Genomic DNA, 23,584 nt, shown 5'->3' with positions numbered 1-23,584 from the left:
TGGCTATTCCGCTCGTGCCGTATTCCTTCTCGCGGCCGAGGGCGGCAGGTCGCTGCCCGCCGTCGTTGGACTTCAGGGTTGACGCGGTCTCTCTGCTCGGGAGGGCTCGGCCCGGGCGGCCTCGGGTGTCAGAAGATGGACCAGCCGGTGAGGGTGGTGAGGGTGTCGAGAGCGGTGATGCCGGCGGTGGAGTTGCCGTGGCGGTCCAGGGCCGGGCCCCAGGTGCAGACGGTGCAGCGGCCGGGGATGACGGCGATGATGCCGCCGCCGACGCCGCTCTTGGCCGGGAGTCCGACGCGGTGGGCGAATTCGCCTGCGGCGTCGTAGGTGCCGCCGATCAGCATGACGGCGTTGATGCGCTTGGCCTCGCTGCGGGTGAGCAGGCGGGTGGCGTCGGCTCGTAGGCCGTGGCGGGCCAGGAAGCCTGCGGCGCGGGCGAGGTCGCGGCAGTTCATGGCCAGCGAGCACTGCCAGAAGTAGTGGTCGAGGATGTCGGGGACGGGGTTGTCGAGGCGGCCGTGGTCGGCGAGCAGGTGGGCCAGGGCGGCGTTGCGGTGTCCGTGGCGGCTCTCGCTGAAGGCGACTTCGGCGTCGAAGTCGATGCGGGGGTTGCCGCTCTCGGTGCGTAGGAAGTCGCGCAGGGCGCCTCGGGCGTCGCCGGTCAGGGTGAGGAGCCGGTCGGTGACGACCAGGGCACCGGCGTTGACGAACGGATTGCGGGGGATCCCCTGCTCGCGTTCCAGCTGAGCCAGGGAGTTGAAGGGCGAGCCGGAGGGCTCCTTGCCCACCCGGGTCCACAGCGCGTCGCCGTCGGCGGCCAGCACCAGGGCCAGGGTGAAGACCTTGGAGAGGGACTGGATGGAGAAGGGCTCCCGCCAGTCGCCGGTGCCGCGGGTCTTCAGTCGCGGGTTGGCCTCCGCGATGGCGAGGCCGAACCGGCTCGGGTCGACGGAGGCCAGGGCCGGGATGTACTGCGCGACGCGGCCGTCGGTCAGGCCGGGCTGGACGGCATGGGTGATGTCCTCGAACAGCATTCGGTAGTCCATGCCACCCCCGGAGCGTGCCGCCGTCGTCACCGCCTGGGTCCAGCATCGGGCGGAGCGCGGGATGCCGGAAGGCCCAGGACGCGGGGTTCATGCGCACGCTATGGTTACGCTGAGAGCTTTCTGCACAACCGAGAGTGATAATGGGATGATGGACCAGGTCAGCCCGGATGACGACGCCACCCCCACCGGACCGCCGGGCCCGCCGACCGCTCAGGTCGCGGACGAGGTGACACCCAACTCCGCAGTGGTCAAGTGCATGGGCCGCACCTACGGGACCATCCCCTTCCAGGGCGCGGTGGTCGTCACCGACATCACGGACATCACCTGCCCCGTGCCACTGGGCGACGCCCTGCCGAACGGCGACGGCGCCTGGGAGGTCCGGAGCGTCGGCGGGAGGAGCCTCGCCCCGGCCCGCGACCTGCTGCACGCCGTCGCCGTCCTGCACGAACTCGGCCGCCGGCCCCGCAACCGGCGCTGACCCGGCAGCGCCGGCCGGGTCGCAGTTCCGTCAGGCCCCTCTCGCTCCGACGCGTTCCACAGCCTCCCGGACCCGCACGGCGCATTCCACGGGAAGAACCGCCCGGGATCTCCCAGTCCGGACCGGAGCGCGCCCGGAGGCGGGGACCCGCCGGCAATCCTCCTCCACAGGCCGGGCGGGGCCGGTCCGACCCGCCGGTCGGACCGGCCCCGCTGGCGTAGTGGCTGAGTACCAGGGCCTGCTACTTCGCGCAGAGCCGGTTCAGGTCCATGACGTCGATCTTGATGGAGTCGGTGGCGGGGCTGCTCCAGGGGTGGCTGTTGAGGAAGTCCTGCGCGGCGTTGCGGACGCCCTGCCAGGTGGTGGCGTTGGTCGGGGCGCCGGCTTGGCGAAGGTCGTTCTGGGTGTTGCGGACGGCCTGTCCGCAGGTGCTCGCCTTGGTGGGCGCTGGGGCGGCGACTGCTGTGGTGGCCGCGATGGTGCTGTACGCGACGGCGGTCAGGGCAAGTGCGACGACGGCCTTCTGGATCCTCACGCGCTGTTCCTCTCGCAGACCGGGAGATCCGCTCGATCCCCGGATCGGGTTGGCAGCGATGAGTCTGGGGGGCGGGGACGACCGGCGCCGCGCAGGCGCGGCCGTGGGCACTCGAACGAGGTAGTGGGCCAGCCGCGGAGCCGGCCGGTGCTCACTGGCACTGTGACGCGGTCCGGGGTGCCGGGCCTCTGCTCAGACGAAGGTGACGATGTCGTCGGCGCGGGCCGAGTGGACGCCCGCGGACGTCTCGCGCATGTATCGCTGGCGCAGCGCGTGGGCCTGTTTGTACGCATCCGTTGCCAGGGCGTCGGCCATGGCCTCCGCCGAGTCGAAGCTGATCTGGACGATCGCGTCGATCGGCTCCTCCGCGCCGTCGGTGGCGAGGTCGGTGAGGTGGTACTGCACGTAGGTGCGGGTCTGCGGGAGCGCCTGGTACGTCGGCCCGTACTCGTGCTTCATGAAGTGCCGGAACTCCTCGGTGGAGACCTCGGGCCGCTTCCGGATGACGGTCAGCAGGGTGATCACGGGGTTCCCTTCGGGGGCTGGTGCTGTGGCGATGACGCCATCGTGCCAGCGGCTGGGCTGTTCGAAGGGCAGACCCGCGTCCGTTCTTGCCGCGGAGCGGGGGGAGGCACGCCGGTGGTGGTGTTCCTGGGAGTGCGCTACCCCCTGTGGCCCGGCCTTCCACGGTTGCGGTGCGGGGGCCAGTCTCCTGGCGGCGGTGCACCGGCTGGATGCGGCCGTGGCGAGGAGGAGGAACGGACGTGGCGCTGCTGGGCTCGCCGTCCCGCTCGGGTGCTCGCATCCGCGCTCCTGGTCCGGTCCTCCTCCCGCCCCGCCGGGCCTGGACCGGCAGGGCGACGCCTTCCGTCACCGACTCCGCCGAGGGCACTTCTCCCGGGCGGATGGTCTCGGTGCGGTGCGGGCGCCCTCACCGCACCGGTCGGTGACCGCTCTACCGCGCCGAGTTTGGCCGGCGTTCGGCCACCGTCGAGGAGCCGAGGAGGGCGAGGGCGGCGGCGTCCGAACTGCCCGGCTCGGCGGTGCCGACCAGGAGGTGCTGGCCTCTCGCGCCCTGGACGTCGAACGACTGGTAGGTAAGGGTGAACCGGCCGACAGCCGGGTGGTTGAAGGTCTTGGGCCGCAGGCCGAGGGAACTGACGCCCTGGCCGCGCCACATCTGCTCGAACTCCTCGCTGGCGCCGCGCAGTTCAGCGACCGTGCCGGCCAGCCGGGGATCGTCGGGATGGTGTCCGGCGGCCAGGCGCAGGGCTTCGACCGCGCCCTCGGCGACGCTGTGCCAGTCCGTGTAGAGGTCTCGGGCGGCTGGGTCCAGGAAGAGGGAGCGCAGGACCTGGCGGCGGTCGGCGAGTGGCGAGAGCAGGGCATCGGCCAGGGCGTTGGCCGCGAGCACTTCGAGGCGGCGGTTGATGACGTACGCGACCGCGGCGGGGAACGCCTCCATCAGCTGGAGCAGAGCCGGCTCCACGTCGTCCGGCGCGTCGGCGGCCTCGGTTCTGGGCAGCAGGCCGGCGAGGCGGTAGGCGTGCCAGTGGGCGTCGCCGCTCAGGCGCAACGCGCGTGAGATGGCGTCGATGACCTGGCCGGAGGGGCTGCGTTCGCGTCCCTGTTCCAGGCGGGTGTAGTAGTCGGCGCTCACCCCGGCCAGGACCGCGACCTCCTCGCGTCGCAGCCCCGCGACCCGGCGGTGTCCGCAGGTGGCCAGGCCCACGTCGGCGGGCTTGAGGCGCGAGCGCCGCGCTTGCAGGAATTCGCCCAGGTCGGAGCCGCTCATGCTCCGATCGTACGCGCGGTGTTCCTGGGTGCGGCGCACCCAGGAAGCCTCGCCCTGCCCGACCGGGGGAATCGGCGTCAGGATCGGGTGTGGGTGGATGGGCCGCCCGGCCCGGCGCATGCCGGGCCTCTTCGAAGGGGTTCTCATGACCGTCCCGTCCGTCTCCGCAGGCAAGGTTGTTCTGGTCACAGGCGCGAGCAGTGGGATCGGTGCGGCGACGGCCCGGCGGCTGGCCGCCTCGGGCCACCGGGTGATGCTCGGCGCCCGCCGCACTGACCGCGTCGCCGCCCTCGCCGAAGACCTCCGGGCCGCCGGCGGCGAAGCCGACCACCGGGAGTTGGACGTGACCGACCTGGAGAGCGTGCGGGCCTTCGTGCGGGCCGCGCAGGACCGGTACGGCCGGGTCGACGTCCTGGTCAACAACGCCGGGGTGATGCCCCTCTCGTCGCTTGACGCGCTCAAGGTCGACGAGTGGAACCGCATGATCGACGTCAACGTACGCGGGGTGCTGCACGGCATCGCCGCCGTCCTGCCCCTCATGCGGGCCCAGGGTTCCGGCCACGTCGTCAACATCGCCTCCGTCTCCGGGCACCGCGTCGACCCGACCGCCGCCGTCTACAGCGCCACCAAGTTCGCGGTCCGGGCACTGTCCGAGGGTCTGCGGCAGGAGAGCCGCGACCTGCGGGTGACCGTAATCAGCCCCGGACTGACCAGGAGCGAACTGGCCGAGGGCATCAGCGACACGGCGGTGCGAGAGGCCACCGAGGACATGCTGAAGATCGCGATGCCCGCCGACGCCGTCGCCGCGGCGATCGACTACGCCGTTGGCCAGCCCGCCGAGGTCGACGTCAGCGAGATCATCGTGCGGCCCACCGCCCAGGGCTGAGCCGACCGAGCACGGAGACAAACCATGGTGACGAAACAGCAGGTGGAAGCCTGGGTCGAAGGCTACGTGCGGGCCTGGACCTCCAACAGCCGCAAGGACATCACCCCGCTCTTCACCCCCGACGCCGAGTACCACGAGCGGCCGTACGAGACCGACTGGGTCGGCCGCGAGGCGATCATCGAGGGGTGGCGCGGCCGGGCCGGATGGCAGGAAGGCGGCTGGGACTTCGAGTGGTCCCTCCTCACCATCAACGGGGACACGGCGGCCATCGAAGGCACCGGGCGCTACAAGGAGTTGGGAACCTTCGCCAACCTGTGGACCGTCACCTTCGACGGCCACGGCAAGTGCACGGTGTTCCGCATGTGGAACAACCAGATCTGAGCCACAGCCACCTGCAGAGCGAGGCTCTCTGCAGGTGCTGAGGGCGTGAACGATGCTCCGCTCAGGGAGAAGGCTCTGTTCACGTGCGGCGGGCGCGTGACGCAGACGCCCACGTGGCGCGTCGGCGCAGCGCCTTGGGCTTCAGTTCACCCGATCAGGTGGATCTGGACTGTCTGGACCCCCTCAACAGCCGACCGCGTCCCCCGACATCGGTGACAGGCAGAACGAGCATCGGATGCCGGTGACAAGTACGGCGAGCAGCCGGTGAAACCCAGCGCGCTCCTACCGCCGGTCTCGCCCAGGTCGTCCGCGGACCAGCGGCTGCCCCGAACCGGCTCCGGCCGTCAGGCCGTACGGGTGTCGCGGTTGCCCGCCTTATCGCATCTCCCTCCCCGATGGCGGCCATAGTGGGCATTTCCGTCATTTACGGATGGGAGGTGGCTGATTTGAACAAACAGCTCATCACCGATGGTGACCATGTGGGTACTGTGTGCATCGCATCGCGGTAGGACGTATACGGGCCTTGGAAGCTCCGGCCCGCGTCATCGCTCCGCCCGAAGCGCTCCTCCCGCCAGTTCGCACCAGCACTTCCAGTCATGCCGCCGACGGCCCCTCGCCAACGGGCGGCAGGAAGGACCTCGCATGCCCCTCCCCTCGACACTGCGGCGCTGCGGCGCCGCAGCGGCGGCCGCGGCGCTCTTGCTGCTCGTCCCGACGCCGGCGTCGGCTGTCGACTTCGGCCTCGGCGGCAACGTATCCCTCGACTGGTCGGTCCCCAACGCTCCCTCAGGGCATCTGACCAACATCACCTTCCCGATGGCGATCAACCCGGCGAGCGAGCAGACCGGCCTCTACTACGCCCAGCAGTTCGGCGTCGTCAACGGCAAGACCGGCTATACGGGCCTGCAGCCCCAGCCGACCAGCGGCAACAGCCAGAGGTGGGTCCGGCAGGCCAACCCCTGATCCCAGATGATCCGGGAGCGGCCGAAGCCTGACGGCGTCGTCGACGCCTGAACCGCGCGCGTACGCATAGGCGGCGCCCTTGCCCTGATGAGGGCGGGGGCGCCGTGGTGTGCCGGGGAGGGGCGTCTACGCCGTCGATCACCGCCGTCCTCCTCGTCCCTCCCCGCTCCCCACCCTGGACGGCCACTGGCACGTCCACGACGGCCACCTCCCCACCGCCATCACTGTCCTGCGGTAACCGGTCACCGAGAAGCGGTTCCCACCACCGGTCGCACGGGAAGTCCTTCAGGAAGAGCGGAACGGCGTCGCGTTCGCCCGGGAACACCTTGGCCCGCTTCCGGCGAACGCCGCCGGCCCTCGTCACCCGCCGACCCACCCCTCGCACCCGGGAGATCGCGATGACCGACAACCCGTCCGCGCAGCACGGCGTCCCGTCCTCACTCGACCCTGACCCGCTCCGTGACGAGCACCCCGAGATCGTGGACGGCGCGGCCGTCGACGGGAACATTCATGTCGGGTACTGGGACAGCCCGGCGGACCGACGGTCGCTCGACCAGGCCACCGACCGGCTCACCGACCTCGTGGCGGGGCGGCTGGCCGCCGCACCCGGCCGCAGTCTGCTGGACGTCGGCTGCGGAACGGGACGGCCCGCGCTGCGCATCGCCCGGGCCACCGGTGGCCAGGTGTCAGGAATCTCGGTCAGCGCCGAAGACATCGCCCTCGCACGGACCCGGGCGGATGCCGCCGGGCTCGCCGACCGGGTGGATTTCCGGTACGCGGACGCCTGCGCACTGCCTTTCGAGTCCGCGTCCTTCGACGGTGCCTGGGCGATCGAGTCCATGATGCACATTCCCGACCGGACCGCCGCCCTCACCGAGATCGCCCGGACTCTGCGGCCCGGTAGCACGCTGGTCGTCACCGACGTGCTGCTCCGGTCGCCGGTGACCGGTGAGGCCGCGGAGACGGTCCGCCGGACCTGCCGGGCGTTCGGGTCCCCTGCGCTCCCCGAGCCGGCGGAGCTCCGCACGGCCCTCGACCGCGCCGGTCTGGAGGTTCTGGAGTTCCAGGACATCGGGGAGCACGTCCGGCGCACCTACCAGGCGTTCGCCGATGCCTTCGCGAGTGTCACCCCCTCCGTGGACGACCCGCACTACGAGTTCTTCGACTTCGCCCGTTCCCTTCCCCGGTTCGGTGCCCTCGCGGAGATCGGCTACGCCTTCGTGGTCGCGCGCCGCCGGTGAACGGAGGCGCCGGCCGGTCCGGCGGGGCCGGAGGACGGCATCGCCAGGACGCGAAGGGCGGCCGATCCGGCCAATACAGTTCCATCACGATCCGTCAGCGGTGGCAGGAAAGAATCGCTCAAGAATCCGCTGCCGGAGCCCCGTCGCCATGCAGCAGGCGGACCGGGCCGATACCGGACCGTGCGCGGACAAGGCCCCGCCCCGGCGATTCCGCCGGGGCGGATCCGCGGCATACACCGGGAGGCAATCCCTCAGCACGCGACCGTTCGCCGTGTCAAGTGGAACTCAAGGCGCCCCGAAGAAGTTCGTCATCGCACCTGTTCTCCGGGATTCGGCTAACCTCGCGGAGTGGAGATGCAAGCTTCAGGTCGTTCATTCTCCAGTTCGAATCCAGACCGCTTCGTCCCGCCCCGACCCCGCCGTTCGGACCGCTCGACCCCCCGCCCGTTCGACCGTTCGTACGGGAATACTGATTCCGAACCCCCGTGCCCGTCCGAGCGTGACGGGGGACCCTCATGACCGGGGCAGCCCCGCCCCGACCGGTGGTGGGCGCACTGATCCGTGATCCGGCCGGCCGGATCTTCGTCCAACGCCGCTCGGCCGACCGCTCCCTCTTCCCCGGTTGCTGGGACGTGGTCGGTGGAGCCGTGGAACCAGGGGAGTCCCTCCTGGACGCGCTCCGCAGGGAGATATCGGAAGAGACGGGGTGGCGGTTGCGCCGCGTTCTCGCCCGGGTGGCACACACGGAGTGGACGGGGGACGGCATACGACACATCGAGTCGGACTACCTCGTCGAGGTGGACGGAGACCTCTCCTCGCCCGCGCTCGAACGGAACAAGCACACCGAGTTCGCCTGGCTGGCCGCCGAGGACGTCACGCTGCTCGACGAGAACACACTGCGCAGCGGCAGCACCTTCATCAAGGACGTCGTGACCGCGGCACACGCTTGGCGCGCCGACCCTTCGGGGAGCCGCACGGCTCTCTGAACCGTCTGCGGACACGTAAGTCCGATCCGGGCCGAACAACCCTTTCCCGACTTCCCACGTCATCGTCGAGCGGTGTTCTGCGAGGGGAATATTCTGCATGCCCGGCGACAGGCTGAAGGACATCCGTCCGCGACCACGAGTGCTGATGATCGGATTTGCCGGGCATCAAGGAAAGGAGTACCTGCCGATCGTACAGGAGATTGCCGATATCGTCGGCGGCGTCGACTCCGCCCCGCCCGCCGGGCCACTCGCCGACGAATGGGGATTCCCGTACTACGGGAGCCTCGACGACGCACTGAAAGCCGTCGACTTCGACGCCGCAGTGGTCACCGTGCCTCACGGCGAGCATTTCCCGGTCTGTACGCGGCTGCTGGCGCACGGCCGGCACGTCATCAAGGAGAAGCCGTTCGCGGTCACCGAACCTGAAGCGCGCCAGCTGATACATCGCGCGCAGCAGGCCGACCGCAGCGTCTTCACACTGCTGCAACGGAACTTCGACCCGGTGTTCCGGTTCGCCCGGGACAACCTCGCGCGGATCGGGAGGCCCTACTGGTTCTCCTACGACTACCACTTCAACCTGGCTCGTCCGACCACAGGTTGGCGCGCGTCCCGGGAGCAGGCAAGGGGTGGTGTGCTCCTCGACATGGGCTACCACCTTGTCGATGTGCTCAACGGGATGTTCCCCGAAACCCCCCGGGTGCACTCGGCCTTCGTGCACCAGTACCAGGAGACGCGGGATCGCCGGCTGGAGGATCTGGTCGCCCTCCTGTGCAGCTACCCGTCGAGGGGGCTGGCGGGCTCGCTGCGCATCTCGCGCCACAGCCTCGCGAAGACCGAACAGCTCTGCGTGCTCGGTTCGGAAGGCGCGTTGACCGTCGCCCCCGGGACGGCCACCCTGCATGCCGTCGGAGGGGCCCCGTTGGAACGCTACGCCCCGGAAGGATCCAGGACCGACATCACGCGCTCCATGTTCATCCACTATCTGGACCGCCTGGAGGACCGCGACTACCGCCGGGACCACCTCCTGCGTCAACTCGCCACCGTACGCACGATCGACGGAATCTACCGGGCCCGATCGGGCGGGACGAGCGGACTCACCGACCGATGCGCCTGACCCACCCCGCAAGGACAGGAAGAGAGCACATGAGCACCGACGAACGGCTCGCCCTTCTCGGGGGCGCACCCGCCATCTCGCGGCCACTGCCCCACGAGGTGTGGCCGCCCCCCGCGGACGAGGCGGAGCTGTCCGAGCTGGCCGCGCAGCGGAACACCGACATCTCCATCAAGGGCAACAGCGGCCCCATCGGCCGGCTCGAAGCCGACTTCCTCGCCTTCCTGGACGGCGGCGCCCGCTACGCGGTCACCTTCAACTCCGGCACCAGTGCGCTCCTCGCCGCCTACTTCGCCCTCGGCGTGCGCGAGGGGGTGGACGTCGTGGGACCGGCGCTCACCTACCACGCCGCGCTGAGCCCCGTCTTCGCGCTGCGCGGTGACGTGGTCCTCGCCGACATCGACCCCGACACCCGCGGCCTGGACCCCAAGGCACTCCAGTCCGCGCTGACCGAGCACACCAAGGTCGTCACCGTCGTCCACCAGTGGGGCCACCCCTGCGACATGGACGCGATCCTGTCGATCGCCGAACGGCACGGGCTGCGCGTCCTGGAGGACTGCTCCCACGCCCACGGCAGCCGCTACAAGGGCCGGCCGGTCGGCACCTTCGGCGACGCCGCCGTCTTCTCCCTCCAGGCCAACAAGGCCGTCTACGCCGGAGAAGGCGGCATCCTCGTCACCAACGACCCCGGGGTCCAGGACCGCGCCACCCTCCTCGGGCACTACCGGGACCGCTCCCGGGACTCTGTCCTCGACGAGGACCTGCGGGCCCACTGGGTCACGGGCTTCGGACTCAAGCTGCGCATGTCGCCGTTCAACGCCATCGTCGCCCGGCATGCCCTCGCCGCCTTCCCCGCACGCAAGGAGGCCCGGCACCGGTGCCTGCGGCACCTCGGCGAGCAGCTCGCCGACGTGGAGTACCTGCGGCAGGTCCATGTCGCCGACCACGTCGACATGGGCGCCTGGTACGGCTACAAGCCGCTCTACCGGCCCCAGGCGCTGGGTGGCGTTCCGCGTTCGGTGCTCATCCGGGCGCTGCGCGCCGAGGGCATGGAGGTCGGCGCCCCCTCCGGCCCCCGGCTGTCCACCCTGCCGCTCTACGCCCGCACCGAGAACCCTCTCTTCCCCGGAGTCCCGAAGAAGGCCACCACGCCGGGGGCCGACTCGCAGGCCGAGTACGTCGAGCAGCACGCGCTCTCCCTGCCGACCTTCACCGCCTGGCCCGACGACACGGTGCTCATCGACCAGTACGCCGAGGCATTCCGCAAGATCGGCCGTCACCGCGAAGCGCTGGTCCGGTACGCCGCCGAGCTGCCCCGATGACCGGAACCGCACCGCCGAAGAGGGAGTGGGCATGACTGTCGAAGAGTCGCCGGAGGACGTGGCGAGGGCCCTGCGGCACGCTCTCGCCGGTGACGACCTGCCGGACACCTTCACCCTGCTGGGACGGGAATGGAGCCTGCACAGGGGTGTCTGGCCCAGCACGCTGAGCGCGGCCACCGAGGTGATGGCCTCGGTGGTGCCCTATCCCCGGGACGGCTCGTTCCTGGAGGTCGGCTGCGGTACGGGCGTCATCGCCGTCACCGCCGCACTCAGCGGCTGTGCCTCCGTCACCGCACTGGACATCAACGAGAAGGCCGTGGCCAATACCGTCGCCAACGCCGAGCGGCACGGTGTGGGCGACCGGGTCCGCGTCCTCCACAGCGACATGTACTCGGCGCTCGATCCCCTGAGCCGCTTCGACACGATCTTCTGGAACGTGCCCTGGACCTATGTGGAGGACGGCTTCGCCCTCTCCAGCGACATCCACACCGCCGTCTTCGACCCGGGCTACCGGGGCCAGGCCCGCTACCTCGCCGGGGCGCACGAGTACCTGACCGACGGCGGCCGGCTGCTGCTGGGCACCGCCCACCTCGGGGACCGTGAACGGCTCGACGTGCTCGCCGGTGAGGCCGGTCTGCGGATCGACATGCTGCGCAAGGTCCGCCGGATCGAGGAAGTGGGCGTCATGGAGTACCACCTGCTCGAACTGCGGACGAGGTGATCCGGTGACGCCGCCCGTGCCACCGGAGGACGACCTCGAACTGGCCCTCCGTCTGGGCGACCTCGCCGACGGGCTCACCGTCCGCCGCTTCCACGCCCTCGACCTGCGGGTCCGGGAGAAGCCGGACCGTACACCCGTGACCGACGCGGACACCGCCGTCGAGACGGCCGTCCGCGCGGAACTGCGGTCCGCCCGCCCCGATGACGCGTTCGCCGGGGAGGAGACCGGCGGCTCCGTCTCCTCCGGACGCACCTGGCTGGTCGACCCCATCGACGGCACCAAGAACTTCCTGCGCGGCGTACCGGTCTGGGCCACGTTGATCGCCCTGCTGGAGGACGATCGCCCCGTCGTCGGCGTGATCAGCGCCCCCGCCCTGCACAGCCGCTGGTGGGCGGCGGCGGACCGGGGCGCCTGGCTGCGCCGGGGACCGGCCGGCACCACCCCCGTGCGCCTGGGGGTCTCCGGCCGCACCCGCCTCGACCAGGCATACCTCTCCACCACCAGCACCCGGACCTGGGACGTCTTCCACTCACGTGCGGCCTATCTGCGGCTGGCCGAAGCCTGCTGGGAGGACCGTGCCTTCGGCGACTTCCTCCAGCACTGCATGGTCGCCGAGGGAACGCTCGACATCGCGGCCGAACCGGTCGTCAACCCCTGGGACATCGCCGCGGTACAGGTTCTCGTGGAGGAGGCCGGCGGCCTCTGTACCGACCTCCTGGGCACCTCGCCCCGGAACGGCACCGGCGCCCTGTCCGCCAACCCGCGGTTGCACCGACTCGCCCTGAAGGCCCTCTCCGCGCCGCCCGCAGCACCCGGGCCGCCCGGACCCTGAGCCCGCCCCGAACCGTCGGACGCGGAACCCACCGAGAAACGGACCATCATGCTGATTCTTTCCCTCAAGGAAGGCCATGACGGGGCGATCGCGGCCGTCGACGACGGCAGGCTGCTCTTCTCCCTGGAAGCGGAGAAGGACTCGTTCCTCCGCTACAGCAATCCGACGGCCGAACTGTTCGCGACGGCGGCGGACCGGCTGGACAGGCAGCCCGACGTCGTCGCCGTGAGCGGCTGGATCAAGGGCACCCAGTGCACCGACCAGGCTTCGCGCGCCGGGTACTTCGGTGTGGGCGCATCCGCGATCACGGACGAGGCCGGCCGGTTCTTCGGCAAGGCCGTGCGCGTCTTCTCGTCCACCCATGAGCGCTCCCACATCATGACGTCCTACGGCATGTCGGCACTCCGCCGGGACCAGCCCTTCTACAGCCTGGTGTGGGAGGGGAACATCGGCTCGTTCTACCGGATCGACCAGCACGGGAAGGTGACCCATCTCAAGGAGGTGCTCAACTACCCCGGCAACAAGTACTCCTACGGCTTCGCGCTCGCCGACCCGAAGTTCAGTCCGCACCAGGAGTTCGTCCGGTTCCAGGACGCGGGGAAGCAGATGGCCCTGGCCGGATTCGCCGAGAACCGGCCGGCGACCCGGGCGGAACAGGACGTGATCGACTTCGTCCTCGGCCAGAAGGAGGTCATCACCGGAAGCCTGAAGGACCGGATGACCGATTCCCCCTTCCACAACGTCGGTGTGGAATCGAGCGCTTACAAGAACCTGGCGGCCCGGCTCTCGGACGCCATCTTCGACCGCTTCCACGCGTACGCCCGGGAGTACCTGACCGAGGGAATCCCGCTGCTCATCTCCGGGGGCTGCGGGCTCAACTGCGAGTGGAACCGGCGCTGGCGCGAGTGCGGGCTCTTCCCCGCAGTCTTCGTTCCGCCGTGTCCCAACGACAGCGGATCCGCGATCGGCACCGCCATCGACGCCCAGCACTTCTACACCGGGTCGGCCGACCTGGAGTGGGATGTCTACGCGGGCGGCGAATTCGTGGAGGACATCGAGTTCGACCCGCAGCGCTACGAGATCCGCCCGCTGGACCACGGCGAGGTCGCCCGCCACCTCCGCGACGGGAAGATCATCGGCTGGGCGCGGGGCCGCTGGGAGATCGGCCCCCGCGCCCTCGGGAACCGGTCGATCCTGGCCGCTCCCTTCACCGAGGCGACCACGGCCAGGCTCAACAGGATCAAACAGCGCGAAAGCTACCGCCCCATCGCCCCGATCTGCCTGGAGCAGGAAGCGGGCCGCTGGTTCGGCGGTGGCCTCTCCGACCCCTACATGCTGTACTTCAGCCGGGTCGAATCCGCCGACCTGCGCGCGGTGACCCACGTCGACGGAACGGCCCGCACCCAGACCGTCGACCCGACCGCGAACCCGGCCATGGGTGCACTGCTGACCGCCTTCGGCGAACTCACCGGATTCAGCGTCCTCTGCAACACTTCGCTCAACTATTCGGGACGCGGGTTCATCAACCGGAGCAGCGACCTGATCGCCTACGGCGAGCTGCACGGACTGGACGGGTACGTCGTGAACGACGTCTTCGTCACACCGCGACGCTAGGGCCTGTGTGATGTTGTGATCAATCTTCGGGTTCTGCCCCCTACTCCGGGGCAGAACCCGGTAGGAATGTTGACTGTGACGCGCAGACAACTCACCGACGGGCAGTGGAGTTTGATCGAGCCCTATCTGCCGATCGGCAGGTTCGGGCCCTCGAAGTGCTGTTCGGTCCGGCGGTGTGCCGTTCCAGGGCGCCCGCGGATGCTGTAGGAGAAGGCTGGCTCCTCTGTTCATGGGGTCGGTCGGGTGGTGTCACGGCCGCTTTCCGGGACTCCTCCGTCACGCGAGCCGGGCCCGCCACCGCCGGCGAGACGGTGGCGGGCCGGTGCGCGGTGGTGCTGCCCCGGTGGTTCAGCTCCAGGGCTGGGCGACCAGCCAGCTGGTGTCGGCGGCCCAGCTGGTGCCGCTGTCCCAGCTGTTGGTGCCGCCGTTGCTCGCTATGTAGGCCGTGTAGTGGTAGTGGCGGAGGTACTTCGTCGGGAAGTTGACGGACTGGAAGGAGGTGCCGACCCCACTGTTGCCCGTGGTGGGGCAGAAGGTGGCGTCCTGGGCGAAGGCGCCGGCCCCGTTGTCGGTGTCCAGGTAGAGCTCGTAGTTGTAGTGGTGCAGGAACTGCCCGGACTTGTTGACGGACTCGAAGGAGAGGCAGGAGCTGTTGGCCAGGCCGGCGCGGACGATCCAGGTGGCGTCGGCCTTGTCGGTGGCCGAGCTGGAGGAGTCGGTCCCGGAGATGACGACCTTGTTGTCGGCGTCGTCGTGGCGGAGGTAGTGCGAGGTGCAGCAGGGCGCGGTGGTGGCCCGCAGGGAGATCCGGGAGCCCGGGGTCAGCGTGCCGGTACCGGTCGAGCGGCTGTCGTAGCCGGCGGCGGTGATGTTGGCCTGGACCGCGTTCTCGGTGGCGTCCGACGGGTAGCCCTGGGTCATGACCCCTTCGTAGAAGGTGCCTTGGGCCCACTTGCTGTTGTCACCGCCGATGCCGAGGATGATCGCGCCTTCCTTGTGCATCGGGTTGTAGCCGGTGGCGTTGGGGCGTGCGCCGTTGTAGAAGGTGGCGAGACCGCCCGACCGGGCGTCGCCTCCTCGGAGGGCCCACTGGTTCGGGCCGCCCTTGAGCATGGCGGTCAGGAATCGGTTGTTGACGCTGGGGTCATTGGCGTTGGCTCCGCGGTTGACCCCGGAGAACAGGCCGTTCTCCAGGTCGGCCATGACCCAGGGGCCGTTGCCGCTGCCCGAGCCCCAGGCCTTGTTGTTGCCGAAGTAGAGGGCCTCCATGTGGCCGTTGCCGGTGTCCAGGTTGTTGGTCTCGGCGTTGCCGTAGTCGAAGCAGCAGCCGTCGTTGAAGTGCGTGCCGTCGAAGATGGCGTACATGCCCTCGGGCTGGTCGCCGGTGGCGATGCCGTTGGTGTTGTTGTTGCGGTAGCCGGTCCCGGGGGCGACGTAGACGCCGTACGCCTTGTGGCCGGCGACGGTGACCGGCGCCTCGAAGGCGTTGGCGAGGTTGTCCGGCCCGCCGGCCGCCCCGCCGGCAGGCGCCTGGGTGAGGTGGTTGCCCTTCCCGGACTGGTCGTAGAGGACGGTGATGACGCAGCTGGTGCCGGCGCAGAAGGAGTCCTGCGCGGCGGCGTCGGCGTAGCCGCCGGCACTCAGCAGGCCGATGTCCCTGGTCGCGTTGTCGACCGCGCGCCTGACCTGGTACAGCGGGCCGTTGTACGCCCCGTACAGGGCCCGGGTGGTGCTGTGCGCCGCCACGCACGGCGTGCCACCGGCGAGGTAGATGTCGCACGGGCCCTGGGTGGCCGCCTGCGAAGTCCCGGCCGTGGCGGTGAGCAGGCCGGCGGAGAGCGCGGCGGTCGCACCGACCGCGAGGAGGGCGCGCCTGAACCTGCGGATCGACGATTTGATCATGAAGTACTCCGTTCACAGGGTGGGGTGTGAGATGAGCGGTCCGGTCCGGTGCGGCTCCGTCCGTCGTCGCCACCGAAAGAGATTGTTAGCGTTAACAATTCTGTCGAAGAGAGGGTCACAGGAGCGGAGCAGGACTCCCTGGCCACACCGGAACCGGCCATCACTATGTCCACCTGCCGATGCACCGTCAAGACATCGCGCAGGAAGGCGGCGGGGCCCGAACGCCCGTGCGGGGGCGTGCGGGGCTCCGCGTACTGGGGCCGGCCGGTCAGGCCGGGTACGGCAGCTCGGCCTCGGTGGTGCCGGCCGGCCGGGTGTGCAGGGGCGCCGTCCGGGCCGCCGATGCGCAGCTGCCAGGGGTGTGGGCTGTCGGTGGCCACCCGGAGGCGGTCGCGGTGCGGCGCAGGTGGAAGAGTGCGGTCTCGCCGGAGTTCAGCTCCCAGAAGTGCCGTCGAGGTCGGTGACGCGCTGGTTGTCGGAGTAGGGGTTGCTCACCTCCCGCAGCATCAGCGGACTCGTCGCGGACGCGGCCGGGTGGCGCACCACCTACCTCGCGGTCGCGGCCGCCGCCGCCCTCCTCGCCGTACTGCTCCGCCGCGCCATCCCGCCGCTCGCCCCCAAAGCCCACCGGCCCTACCCGCGACTGCCGCTCTCGGTCTGGCATGCCTCCGGCAGCACCGCTCGGCACCCCGGACCCTCCCGCTCGGCGCCACCGCCTTCGGCGTCTACCCAGTCGGTCAACTGGGCGGAGACGACCGGCTCCGCGAACTCGGTCGACGTCTCCGTCACCGCGAGCTACAAGTTCTCGCAGGTCTTCGAAGCCTCCATCCAGGCGACTTACAACCACACGTGGAAGACCTCGAACACCTTCGGCGAAACCGACGCGGTGACCATCACCTCCGGGCGGGTCGGGTGGATCGAGCGCGGCACCGCCAAGCAGGAGGCCACCGGCTGGTACGAGATCCACTTCGGCACCGCTACTACGGCCACTACATCTGGTACGTCCACGACCACACCGAGTCCGGCCCAACGCGAACGCGCCCAGGGCTACGTCAACACCCAGCCCCGCCCGACGTCCTCCGGCGAGCGCTGGGCCCACTGCCACCGCTGAGCAACACCCCCGACCGCCTGCCGCCCGCCCATCCCTCCCCGGGGCGGGCGGCAGGCCCTCCTGATGTAGAAGGCCATGACGGCACGAACGAGTACGCCGTGCTGCGGCTGGACGCTTCGGCCACCCGCGAAGGAGGGGGAACCCCAGCCGACGCACGGCTGGGGTTCCGCTGGGCGGTGAGGGTCGGTCAGCGGGTGGAGTTGCCCGCGGCGTGAACCGCTCGTCCACGCGTCGGCAGGCCGCACCTGATCGCGGTCACCGTGGATCAGGCAGGGTCAGCGCTGGAGGGTGAGGACGCCGGGCCGCCAGGGCAGTTGGTCGTAGGGGCCTTTCGCGGTGGGGGACTTGCCCTGGTAGAGGAGCTGCAGGTTGCAGGGGTCGATGGTCATGGTCTGGTCGGGGTTGTCGCGGACGAGGTCGCCGTGGCTGATGTCGTTGGTCCAGGTGGCGCCGCTGTTGGCCTTGCCGGCGAAGGGGTTGCTCTCGGTGGCGGCCTGCGGGGTCCAGGAGCCGTTCAGGCTGGTGGCGGTGAACGAGCGGAAGTAGCGCTGCTCGTTCGCGCCCCGGGCCTCGACGATCATGAGGTACTGGTTCTGGCCCTGGACCTTGTAGACCTGCGGCGCCTCGAACAGGTTGTTCGCCGTGTCGCTCATGACCGTCGTGTACGACGAGCCGAAGTTGCCCGGGAAGTTCCCGATCGGCATGCTCGCCCGGTAGATGCTGCCGTTGTCGCCGGCGAAGAACAGGTACATGTTCTGGCCGTCGGCGATCAGGGTCTGGTCGATCGGGCCGGTGCCGGAGCCGGGGATGCTGCCGGTGAACAGCGGCTGCGGCGCGGACCAGCCGTTGGGGTTGGTCGGGTCGCTGGAGGTGCGGTAGACGAAGGGCCACTGACCCCACTGGTACGCGAGCACCCAGGTGTTCTTGGGCGCGAAGTAGAACAGCGTGGGCGCCACCGCGTTCTGGTTCATCCCGGTCTGGGGGGCCGAGGCCATGTCCGACCAGTTGGTGAAGGGGGCGAACGCCATCGAGCCGTACGACGACCCCGACACGTCCGACGCGTAGACCAGGTGCTTGCCCTGGTACACCACGTCGGTGAAGTCCTTCACCGACGCCCACCCGTTCGCCGGCTGCGCCAGCGCACCCGTCGACGACCAGTGGTACGTCGACGGCAGAGCGCACTTGCCGCCCGTCGTCGGCGCGGGCGAGCTGAAGTTCCAGTGCTGGTTGGCGGCGCCCCAGGAGTCCCAGATCTGGACGGCGGTGCCGTTGGCGGTCTGGTTGCCGGGCGTCTCCAGGGCCCGGCCGCTGGCGACGTTGGTGAGGGTGTACGAGCCGTCGCTGTTCCGGGCGGCCTTCCAGTGCTGGTTGGCGGCGCCGGTGGAGTCCCAGACCTGCATCCGCGTTCCGTTGCCCGTCTGGTTGCCCGGCTCCTCCAGGACCCGACCGCTGGCGATGTTGGTCAGGGTGTAGGAGCCGTCGCCGTTCCGGTCGGCCCGCCACTGCTGGTTGGCGGCGCCGCTGGCGTCCCAGACCTGGAGCGGGGTGCCGTTGCCGTTCTGTCCCGCGTACTCGTCGAGCACGCGTCCGGCGGCGCCGACGGCGGAGAGCGTGTAGACCGTGCCGGAGGTGATGCCCGCGCCCGGCGTGCCGCCGCTGCCGCCGCTGCCGCCGCCCGGCTTTCCGCCGCCGGCGCTGCCCAGGGTGGTGAGCACCGAGCCGTAGGCGGGTTTCTTGTTGTCGTTGCCGTCGAACAACAGCGGGTTCTCGCCGCCGCGCCAGGAGTCGCTGTCGCGGATGCCCCACAGGGTGATGCCGGTGCAGCGCGCGACGTTGAGGCAGTCCTTGACAGCGTTGGTGTAGGCGGTGGTGGACGCCTGGGCAATGTCGAGTTCGGTGATCTGGACGTCCACGCCGAGCGCGGCGAAGCTGGACAGGGTGGTCTGGAAACTGGCCGGGGGGCCGCCGGCACCGAAGTGGCTCTGGAAGCCGACGCAGTCGATGGGCACGCCGCGGGCCTTGAAGTCCTTGACCATGGAGTAGACGCCCTGGGTCTTGGCGTCCGTCCAGTTCTCGATGTTGTAGTCGTTGTAGCAGAGCTTGGCCGAGGGGTCGACGCCCCGGGCGGTGCGGAAGGCCTCCTCGATGAAGCCGTTGCCCAGCACGTCCTGGAACACCGAGCTGCGGTGCTGACCGCTGCCGCCGTCGGCGAAGGCCTCGTTGACCACGTCCCAGGCGTAGATCTTGCCCTTGTAGTGAGACATCTCCTGGGTGATGTGGTTGTTCATCACGCTGCGCAGCGTGTTCGCGTCGGTGGTCGAGCGGACCCAGCCCGGCAGCTGGGAGTGCCAGACCAGGGTATGGCCGCGCATCTTCTGGCCATGGGCGGAGGCGTGGCTGACGATCGAGTCGCCGGGCCCGAAGTTGAACGACCCGCGGGACGGCTCGGTGCTGTCCCACTTCATCTCGTTCTCCGGGGTGATCATGTTGAACTCCCGGTCGAGAATGCCCGAGTACGTCGGGTCCCCGAGCCTTCCCGCGGCCACCGCCGTACCGAAGTAGCGGCCGCTGCCGGCCGCCGCCGCACCCAGCGTGGTCGGTGCGCTGGGATTCGACGTGAACGCGGCCTGGGCCACCAGCGGTACGGCCGCGCCCACGGCGGCGAGCGCCACGGCGACGGCGATCACGCGGCGGGTGGGCGGACGGCGGCGATGAGAGCGGTTCTGATCTGGCAAAGGCTTGTCCTTCTGGCGAAGGGGGCCCTGGTCTCGGCCCCGGTTACCCGTCAGTTGCCGCCGCGCCCAAGAAGGTTGCCGTTCGGGAAAGGAGTTCTTTTGTCGAGCGGATGGGCGCGGCCCTCATCCCGTCGGGGCGAGGCCGGCCCGGGCCGCGAGGGCGCCTGCGGCGGTCCCGGCGTCGGCGCGGTCGGTGTCATCCTCGGCGTCCCGTCCGCTGGTGGCGTGGTCGTACCCGCCGCCGAGGACGTGCTGTCCGGGCGGCACCGTACGGCCCGGCTTGAGGACCCAGCGGTAGACCAGCGCGCCGATCTCCTCCCGCACGGCGACGGTGAAGTCGTCCGTGGGCAGGGCTTGCCGGGCTTGCCGGCTGCCGGCGCACTGCACGCCGCCGGTCGCGTCACGCCTCCCTCATGCCCGGCGGAATCGGCGACGATGACGTGCGTGGACAGAGCCACTTGATGAACCGGAACCGGCTACCGATTGGTACGCTGCCGCTCCCCCGCTGTCGGATGTGAGCGCCAACAACGCACTGAGAGGTTGCCGACGGACATGCTCTTCGATGATGCGTCCGCGGACTTCCATGGATTCTTCGAACGCCATTACGCCGAACTTGCCCGTTTCGCCCACCTTCTGACCGGCGAAGCGGATGCGGCCGACGACCTGGCGGCCGATGCGCTGCTCGCCTTGTGGCGGCGATGGGACCGGCTGCGCGCAGCGGCCGACGCCGGCCGAGAAGTCCGCGGGCCGGCCAGGAGAACGACTGTGGCCCCACCGAAGAGGTGGGGCCACAGTCGTAGATTCGCCTACTTGAGCGCTGTACCGCCCGAGTTGTGGTACGCGATCGTCTTGTTGATCAGGTTTCCGCCGTCGGTCTCGGGCGTGGTCTGTTCCTGCTGCCCCGAGCCGAACAGCAGACCGGCGATGTGCGCGTTGGCCACCTGGTCCATGTGCGCGAAGAACCAGTCGACCTTGTCGTCCTTGTAGTGGTTGAGGGTGTTGTTCTGCGCCATGTTGCCCAGGGGGATCTGCCACAGGACCACCGGCTTGCCCACGGACTCGGCCATCGTCTTGTAGAACGCCAGTTGGGCGGCGGCCGTCTGGTCGGTCCAGAACTTGTTGAGGCCGCCGTGGGCGGGCTGCGCGTACCAGCCCGCGTCGCGGTCCGACACGTCGGTGGCCAGGAAGTCGGCGTTCTGTGCGCCGAGGTGGGCGTAGTCCTTGACGCACTGCGGGGTGTTCTGCTGCCAGTCGAAGCACGACAGGTGCATTCCCACGGCGGTGTTCGGCGCGTACTTGTGCGCCATCGAGATCAGGCACTGGGCCAGGCCGGCGGCGCTGTTCTCCTGCGAGCCGCAGTCCGTCGGGTTCGCGGCCTTGACCTGCGCGGCGACCTGGCGCGGGTCACCGAGCGACCGGACGTAGCCCCAGAAGTCGGGCTCGAGGTCGATCATGTCGTGCGAGGTGCCGATCTTCTGGAGGAAGAAGCGGTAGTCGTTCAGGTACCGGGTGAGCAGGTCGGCCCTGTTGATGGCCTGGACCTCGCCCGGACCGTCGCCCTGGCCCGCCGCGTCACCGAGGTCGCGCAGCGAGTACCAGGTCCAGAGGAACTTCTGCGGGCGCGGCTTGCCCTGGTAGGTCTCCTGGGCCGCCTTGGCGTCCCGGTAGGTCACGTACGTGCCGGGCGCCGTGGTGCTGCCGGTCCAGCAGCCCCACCAGCCCGACCACCCGTCCTGGCAGCGGGCCGCCGTGTAGTAGTCCGACGAGGGCGCGGGCTGGCTGTGCACGTAGGCGTACTGCGCGTCGAACGGCGCGGCGCTCGCCGAGGCGTCGGACATCGAGCCGCCGACGAGGATCGTGCTGCTGCCCATGAAGCTCTTCGCCGAGCCGCCGCCGGCCGCTGGGGACGCCGGCGGCGCCGACGTCGGGCGGGTACCGCTCGTGGCCTGGCTCGTCGGAGCACTGCCGCCCGGCGTGACAGGGGTGGTGGGCTTGGCGGGCAAGGTGGGCGCGGCGCTGCTGCCGGAGCTCCCCGTGTTCCCGGTGCCGCTGATGCTGCCGGCCGGGACGAGCTGCCACTGCTGGTTGGCGCCGTTCCAGTCGTGGTACTGGGCGATCTGGCCCCCGTCGGGCTTGGAGCCGAGCGGGACCTCGACGGCCTTGCCGCTGAAGGTGTTGATCAGACGCACGTAGCCGTCCGACGACTTCTCCAGGTGGAACTGCTGGTTGGCGCCGTTCATGTCGTGCCACTGCCCCACCTGGGAGCCTTCGGTCTTCGACCAGCCGTAGTCGTCCAGCACCTTGCCGGAGTACCGGTTCTGCAGCCGGTAGTTCCCGTCACCCGCGTCGATGAACTTCCACTGCTGGTTCGCCTCGCCGGTGCGGCTCCACTGCACCACCGCGGCGCCGTCGTGCGCGCCGTAGCCGTAGTCGTCCAGCACCTGGCCGGTGTTGTGGTTGACCAGCACGTACCAGGAGCTCGTGTCCACGGACACGATTCCCGCCGAGGCCGTGTTGACCACGACCACCGAGCCGCCAACGACCGCCAGACCGACGGCCGCCCAGAAACCCCGGCGCTGGTACAACTTACGGCTGCGGTGCGTCCGCTGCCCCGGAATGGCCGAGCGGGACAAGGCGCGACCACGGCGAGCGCGGCGGGCGCGGCCGCCGGGCGACGCCTCCGGCGCCGCGGAGGGGCGAGGGAACATGTCGGTGCTCTCTTTCAGCCGGTGTCTCTGACCGGACCACTTGGCCGGACACCACTGAGTGGCCGCCGAGGACGAAAAGGTTGCCGCGAAGGCCACAGATTCGCCCGAGGTGTCGGGGACGAGGGTGAGACGGAACGCCACGATCGAATGCGTGTACACGTCCAGCGCGAGTGTCAGGTGAACGGACACCGCCTCGCCGAAGACGTCCTCGCGGACCTTCACCGGCAGGACGGTGGTGTCCAGCGCCACCACCTGGCCCGGCCGCTGCACCACGGGGAACGCATCGGCGGTATCGGCGCTGCGCGGATCAGAGGTGGACGGCGCCGTCGGGCAGCTCTCCTTCCGGGACCAGCGGCAGTTCGAGGGAGTCGAGCATGTCCCTGTAGCGCTCCGCGAGCTGCGGGGGGTGGTTTCTGCTGTAGGCGACCAGCTCGCGAAAGAAGCCCGGCCCGATTCGGCGCGCGTGTCCGGCCCAGCGGAGCGGCACCGCGTTCTCCGGGGTGATGGTGAGGCCGATGCCCTCGACCGCGAACAGGAGCGCGGCGGATACCTGACCGGTCCTTGCGACGGCCCGCGGGGTGAACCCGAGACGGGCCGTGACCCAGTCCACCACCTCGCTCATGCCCTGCTCGGACTCGTAGAGCACCCAGTCGGCCTCCTGCAGCTCGGTCGGCTCCGCGGACTCGCCCGGTGCGTGTTCGTCGGGTCCGACGACCACCATCTCCTCGAATCCGAGAGAGACCACCGGACCTTCCCACGCGGTGGGCCGCGGTCCCACGGCGAGGTCTCCCTGGCCGTTGCGCACTGCGTTCTCCAGCTCGCGCCGGTGGGAGAAGTCGTGCAGCCGCAGCACCGTGGAGGGGAACAGGGAGTGCCAGCGGGACGCCGGCGCGGGCAGGATGCCCGAGGCCACGGATCTGACCGTGAGCACGTGGACGTCCCCGCTGCGACCCTCGACCACCTGTCGTACCGAGTCCCCGGCATCGCGAACCGCCTGAACGGCGCGCTGCGCCTGGGGAAGGAAGATCCTTCCTGCGGGTGTCAGGGTGATGCCGTACCGGCCCCGCTCGAGCAGCGCCGCTCCGAGTTCCTTCTCCAGGGCCCGTACCTGCTGGGACAGGGACGGCTGTGTGACGTAGAGCCGACCGGCTGCGGCGCTGAACGATCCGGCCTCGCAGATGACGATGAAGTATTCCAGCTGGCGCAGCTGCATCGGT

Annotated in this window: 21 protein-coding genes and 1 pseudogene; 13 read left to right on the top strand and 9 right to left on the bottom strand. The window is 70.0% G+C overall.

Annotated elements, in window-relative coordinates; translation table 11 throughout:
• Nucleotides 1-128: 128 nt before the first annotated feature.
• Entirely contained in the window at nt 129-1,046 is a 918-nt protein-coding gene (locus ABT263_RS01855; RefSeq protein WP_352286491.1) for a glutaminase, read from the bottom strand.
• A 148-nt stretch (nt 1,047-1,194) separates the two neighbouring features.
• Here ABT263_RS01855 and ABT263_RS01850 point away from each other — a divergent pair, with 148 nt between their 5' ends.
• Nucleotides 1,195-1,524, top strand: a complete 330-nt coding sequence (locus ABT263_RS01850; RefSeq protein WP_352286489.1) for a hypothetical protein — start codon at nt 1,195-1,197, stop codon at nt 1,522-1,524.
• 241 nt (nt 1,525-1,765) lie between these two features.
• On the opposite strand, the gene ABT263_RS01845 is transcribed toward ABT263_RS01850, so the two are convergent.
• The 3 genes from ABT263_RS01845 to ABT263_RS01835 form a co-directional block, all read right to left on the bottom strand.
• Nucleotides 1,766-2,059, bottom strand: coding sequence for a hypothetical protein (locus ABT263_RS01845; RefSeq protein WP_352286487.1), 294 nt, complete (start codon nt 2,057-2,059; stop codon nt 1,766-1,768).
• Between the two features lie 192 nt (nt 2,060-2,251).
• Nucleotides 2,252-2,584, bottom strand: a complete 333-nt coding sequence (locus ABT263_RS01840; protein ID WP_352286485.1) for an EthD family reductase — start codon at nt 2,582-2,584, stop codon at nt 2,252-2,254.
• Nucleotides 2,585-3,014: 430 nt separating this feature from the next.
• Complete coding sequence (locus ABT263_RS01835) at nt 3,015-3,854, bottom strand: helix-turn-helix domain-containing protein (RefSeq protein WP_352286483.1); 840 nt, start codon at nt 3,852-3,854, stop codon at nt 3,015-3,017.
• Nucleotides 3,855-3,999: 145 nt separating this feature from the next.
• On the opposite strand from ABT263_RS01835, the gene ABT263_RS01830 reads away from it, so the two are divergent.
• From ABT263_RS01830 to ABT263_RS01785, 10 genes are all read left to right on the top strand, one after another.
• The gene (locus ABT263_RS01830) at nt 4,000-4,740 is read left to right on the top strand and encodes an SDR family oxidoreductase (RefSeq protein WP_352286481.1); all 741 of its coding nucleotides are present in this window, start codon (nt 4,000-4,002) and stop codon (nt 4,738-4,740) included.
• 24 nt (nt 4,741-4,764) lie between these two features.
• Nucleotides 4,765-5,121, top strand: a complete 357-nt coding sequence (locus ABT263_RS01825) for a nuclear transport factor 2 family protein (RefSeq protein WP_352286479.1) — start codon at nt 4,765-4,767, stop codon at nt 5,119-5,121.
• 642 nt (nt 5,122-5,763) lie between these two features.
• On the top strand, nt 5,764-6,084 hold the full coding sequence (locus ABT263_RS01820; protein WP_352286477.1) for a hypothetical protein: 321 nt from the start codon (nt 5,764-5,766) through the stop codon (nt 6,082-6,084).
• A gap of 398 nt (nt 6,085-6,482) precedes the next feature.
• Nucleotides 6,483-7,325: an SAM-dependent methyltransferase gene (locus ABT263_RS01815; RefSeq protein WP_352286475.1), complete on the top strand. Its 843-nt coding sequence runs from the start codon at nt 6,483-6,485 to the stop codon at nt 7,323-7,325.
• Between the two features lie 515 nt (nt 7,326-7,840).
• The gene (locus tag ABT263_RS01810) at nt 7,841-8,311 is read left to right on the top strand and encodes an NUDIX hydrolase (RefSeq protein ID WP_352286473.1); all 471 of its coding nucleotides are present in this window, start codon (nt 7,841-7,843) and stop codon (nt 8,309-8,311) included.
• Nucleotides 8,312-8,408: 97 nt separating this feature from the next.
• Nucleotides 8,409-9,425, top strand: coding sequence for a Gfo/Idh/MocA family protein (locus ABT263_RS01805; RefSeq protein WP_352286471.1), 1,017 nt, complete (start codon nt 8,409-8,411; stop codon nt 9,423-9,425).
• Between the two features lie 29 nt (nt 9,426-9,454).
• Nucleotides 9,455-10,744 carry a DegT/DnrJ/EryC1/StrS aminotransferase family protein gene (locus tag ABT263_RS01800; RefSeq protein WP_352286470.1) on the top strand — a complete coding sequence of 430 codons (1,290 nt, stop codon included), beginning with the start codon at nt 9,455-9,457 and terminating at the stop codon, nt 10,742-10,744.
• A gap of 31 nt (nt 10,745-10,775) precedes the next feature.
• The gene (locus tag ABT263_RS01795; protein ID WP_352286468.1) at nt 10,776-11,465 is read left to right on the top strand and encodes a methyltransferase; all 690 of its coding nucleotides are present in this window, start codon (nt 10,776-10,778) and stop codon (nt 11,463-11,465) included.
• A gap of 4 nt (nt 11,466-11,469) precedes the next feature.
• On the top strand, nt 11,470-12,297 hold the full coding sequence (gene hisN / locus ABT263_RS01790) for a histidinol-phosphatase (protein ID WP_352286467.1): 828 nt from the start codon (nt 11,470-11,472) through the stop codon (nt 12,295-12,297).
• A 48-nt stretch (nt 12,298-12,345) separates the two neighbouring features.
• Entirely contained in the window at nt 12,346-13,911 is a 1,566-nt protein-coding gene (locus tag ABT263_RS01785; protein WP_352286465.1) for a carbamoyltransferase C-terminal domain-containing protein, read from the top strand.
• 348 nt (nt 13,912-14,259) lie between these two features.
• Here ABT263_RS01785 and ABT263_RS01780 read toward each other — a convergent pair whose 3' ends face one another.
• Entirely contained in the window at nt 14,260-15,813 is a 1,554-nt protein-coding gene (locus ABT263_RS01780; RefSeq protein WP_352286464.1) for an alpha-L-arabinofuranosidase B, read from the bottom strand.
• 487 nt (nt 15,814-16,300) lie between these two features.
• Between ABT263_RS01780 and ABT263_RS01775 the strand changes: the two genes are divergently transcribed.
• On the top strand, nt 16,301-16,924 hold the full coding sequence (locus tag ABT263_RS01775; protein WP_352286462.1) for a hypothetical protein: 624 nt from the start codon (nt 16,301-16,303) through the stop codon (nt 16,922-16,924).
• A 275-nt stretch (nt 16,925-17,199) separates the two neighbouring features.
• On the opposite strand, the gene ABT263_RS01770 is transcribed toward ABT263_RS01775, so the two are convergent.
• The gene (locus ABT263_RS01770; RefSeq protein ID WP_352286879.1) at nt 17,200-19,611 is read right to left on the bottom strand and encodes a non-reducing end alpha-L-arabinofuranosidase family hydrolase; all 2,412 of its coding nucleotides are present in this window, start codon (nt 19,609-19,611) and stop codon (nt 17,200-17,202) included.
• 171 nt (nt 19,612-19,782) lie between these two features.
• Nucleotides 19,783-20,046 (bottom strand): hypothetical protein, encoded by a 264-nt coding sequence (locus ABT263_RS01765; RefSeq protein WP_352286461.1) that lies wholly within the window; start codon nt 20,044-20,046, stop codon nt 19,783-19,785.
• A gap of 165 nt (nt 20,047-20,211) precedes the next feature.
• Between ABT263_RS01765 and ABT263_RS01760 the strand changes: the two are divergent.
• Nucleotides 20,212-20,379: pseudogene (locus ABT263_RS01760) on the top strand (sigma factor); the annotation flags it as partial.
• An 86-nt stretch (nt 20,380-20,465) separates the two neighbouring features.
• Here ABT263_RS01760 and ABT263_RS01755 read toward each other — a convergent pair.
• Nucleotides 20,466-22,148: an RICIN domain-containing protein gene (locus tag ABT263_RS01755; RefSeq protein ID WP_352286460.1), complete on the bottom strand. Its 1,683-nt coding sequence runs from the start codon at nt 22,146-22,148 to the stop codon at nt 20,466-20,468.
• Between the two features lie 526 nt (nt 22,149-22,674).
• A complete protein-coding gene (locus ABT263_RS01750) occupies nt 22,675-23,580 on the bottom strand; it encodes a LysR family transcriptional regulator (protein WP_352286458.1) in 906 nt (301 codons plus the stop codon).
• Nucleotides 23,581-23,584 lie beyond the last annotated feature (4 nt).

This window comes from Kitasatospora sp. NPDC001603, from assembly GCF_040298365.1.
Lineage (GTDB): Bacteria > Actinomycetota > Actinomycetes > Streptomycetales > Streptomycetaceae > Kitasatospora.
The sequence above is the reverse complement of the archived record's forward strand: the minus strand, read 5'-3'. Positions and strand labels throughout refer to the sequence as shown.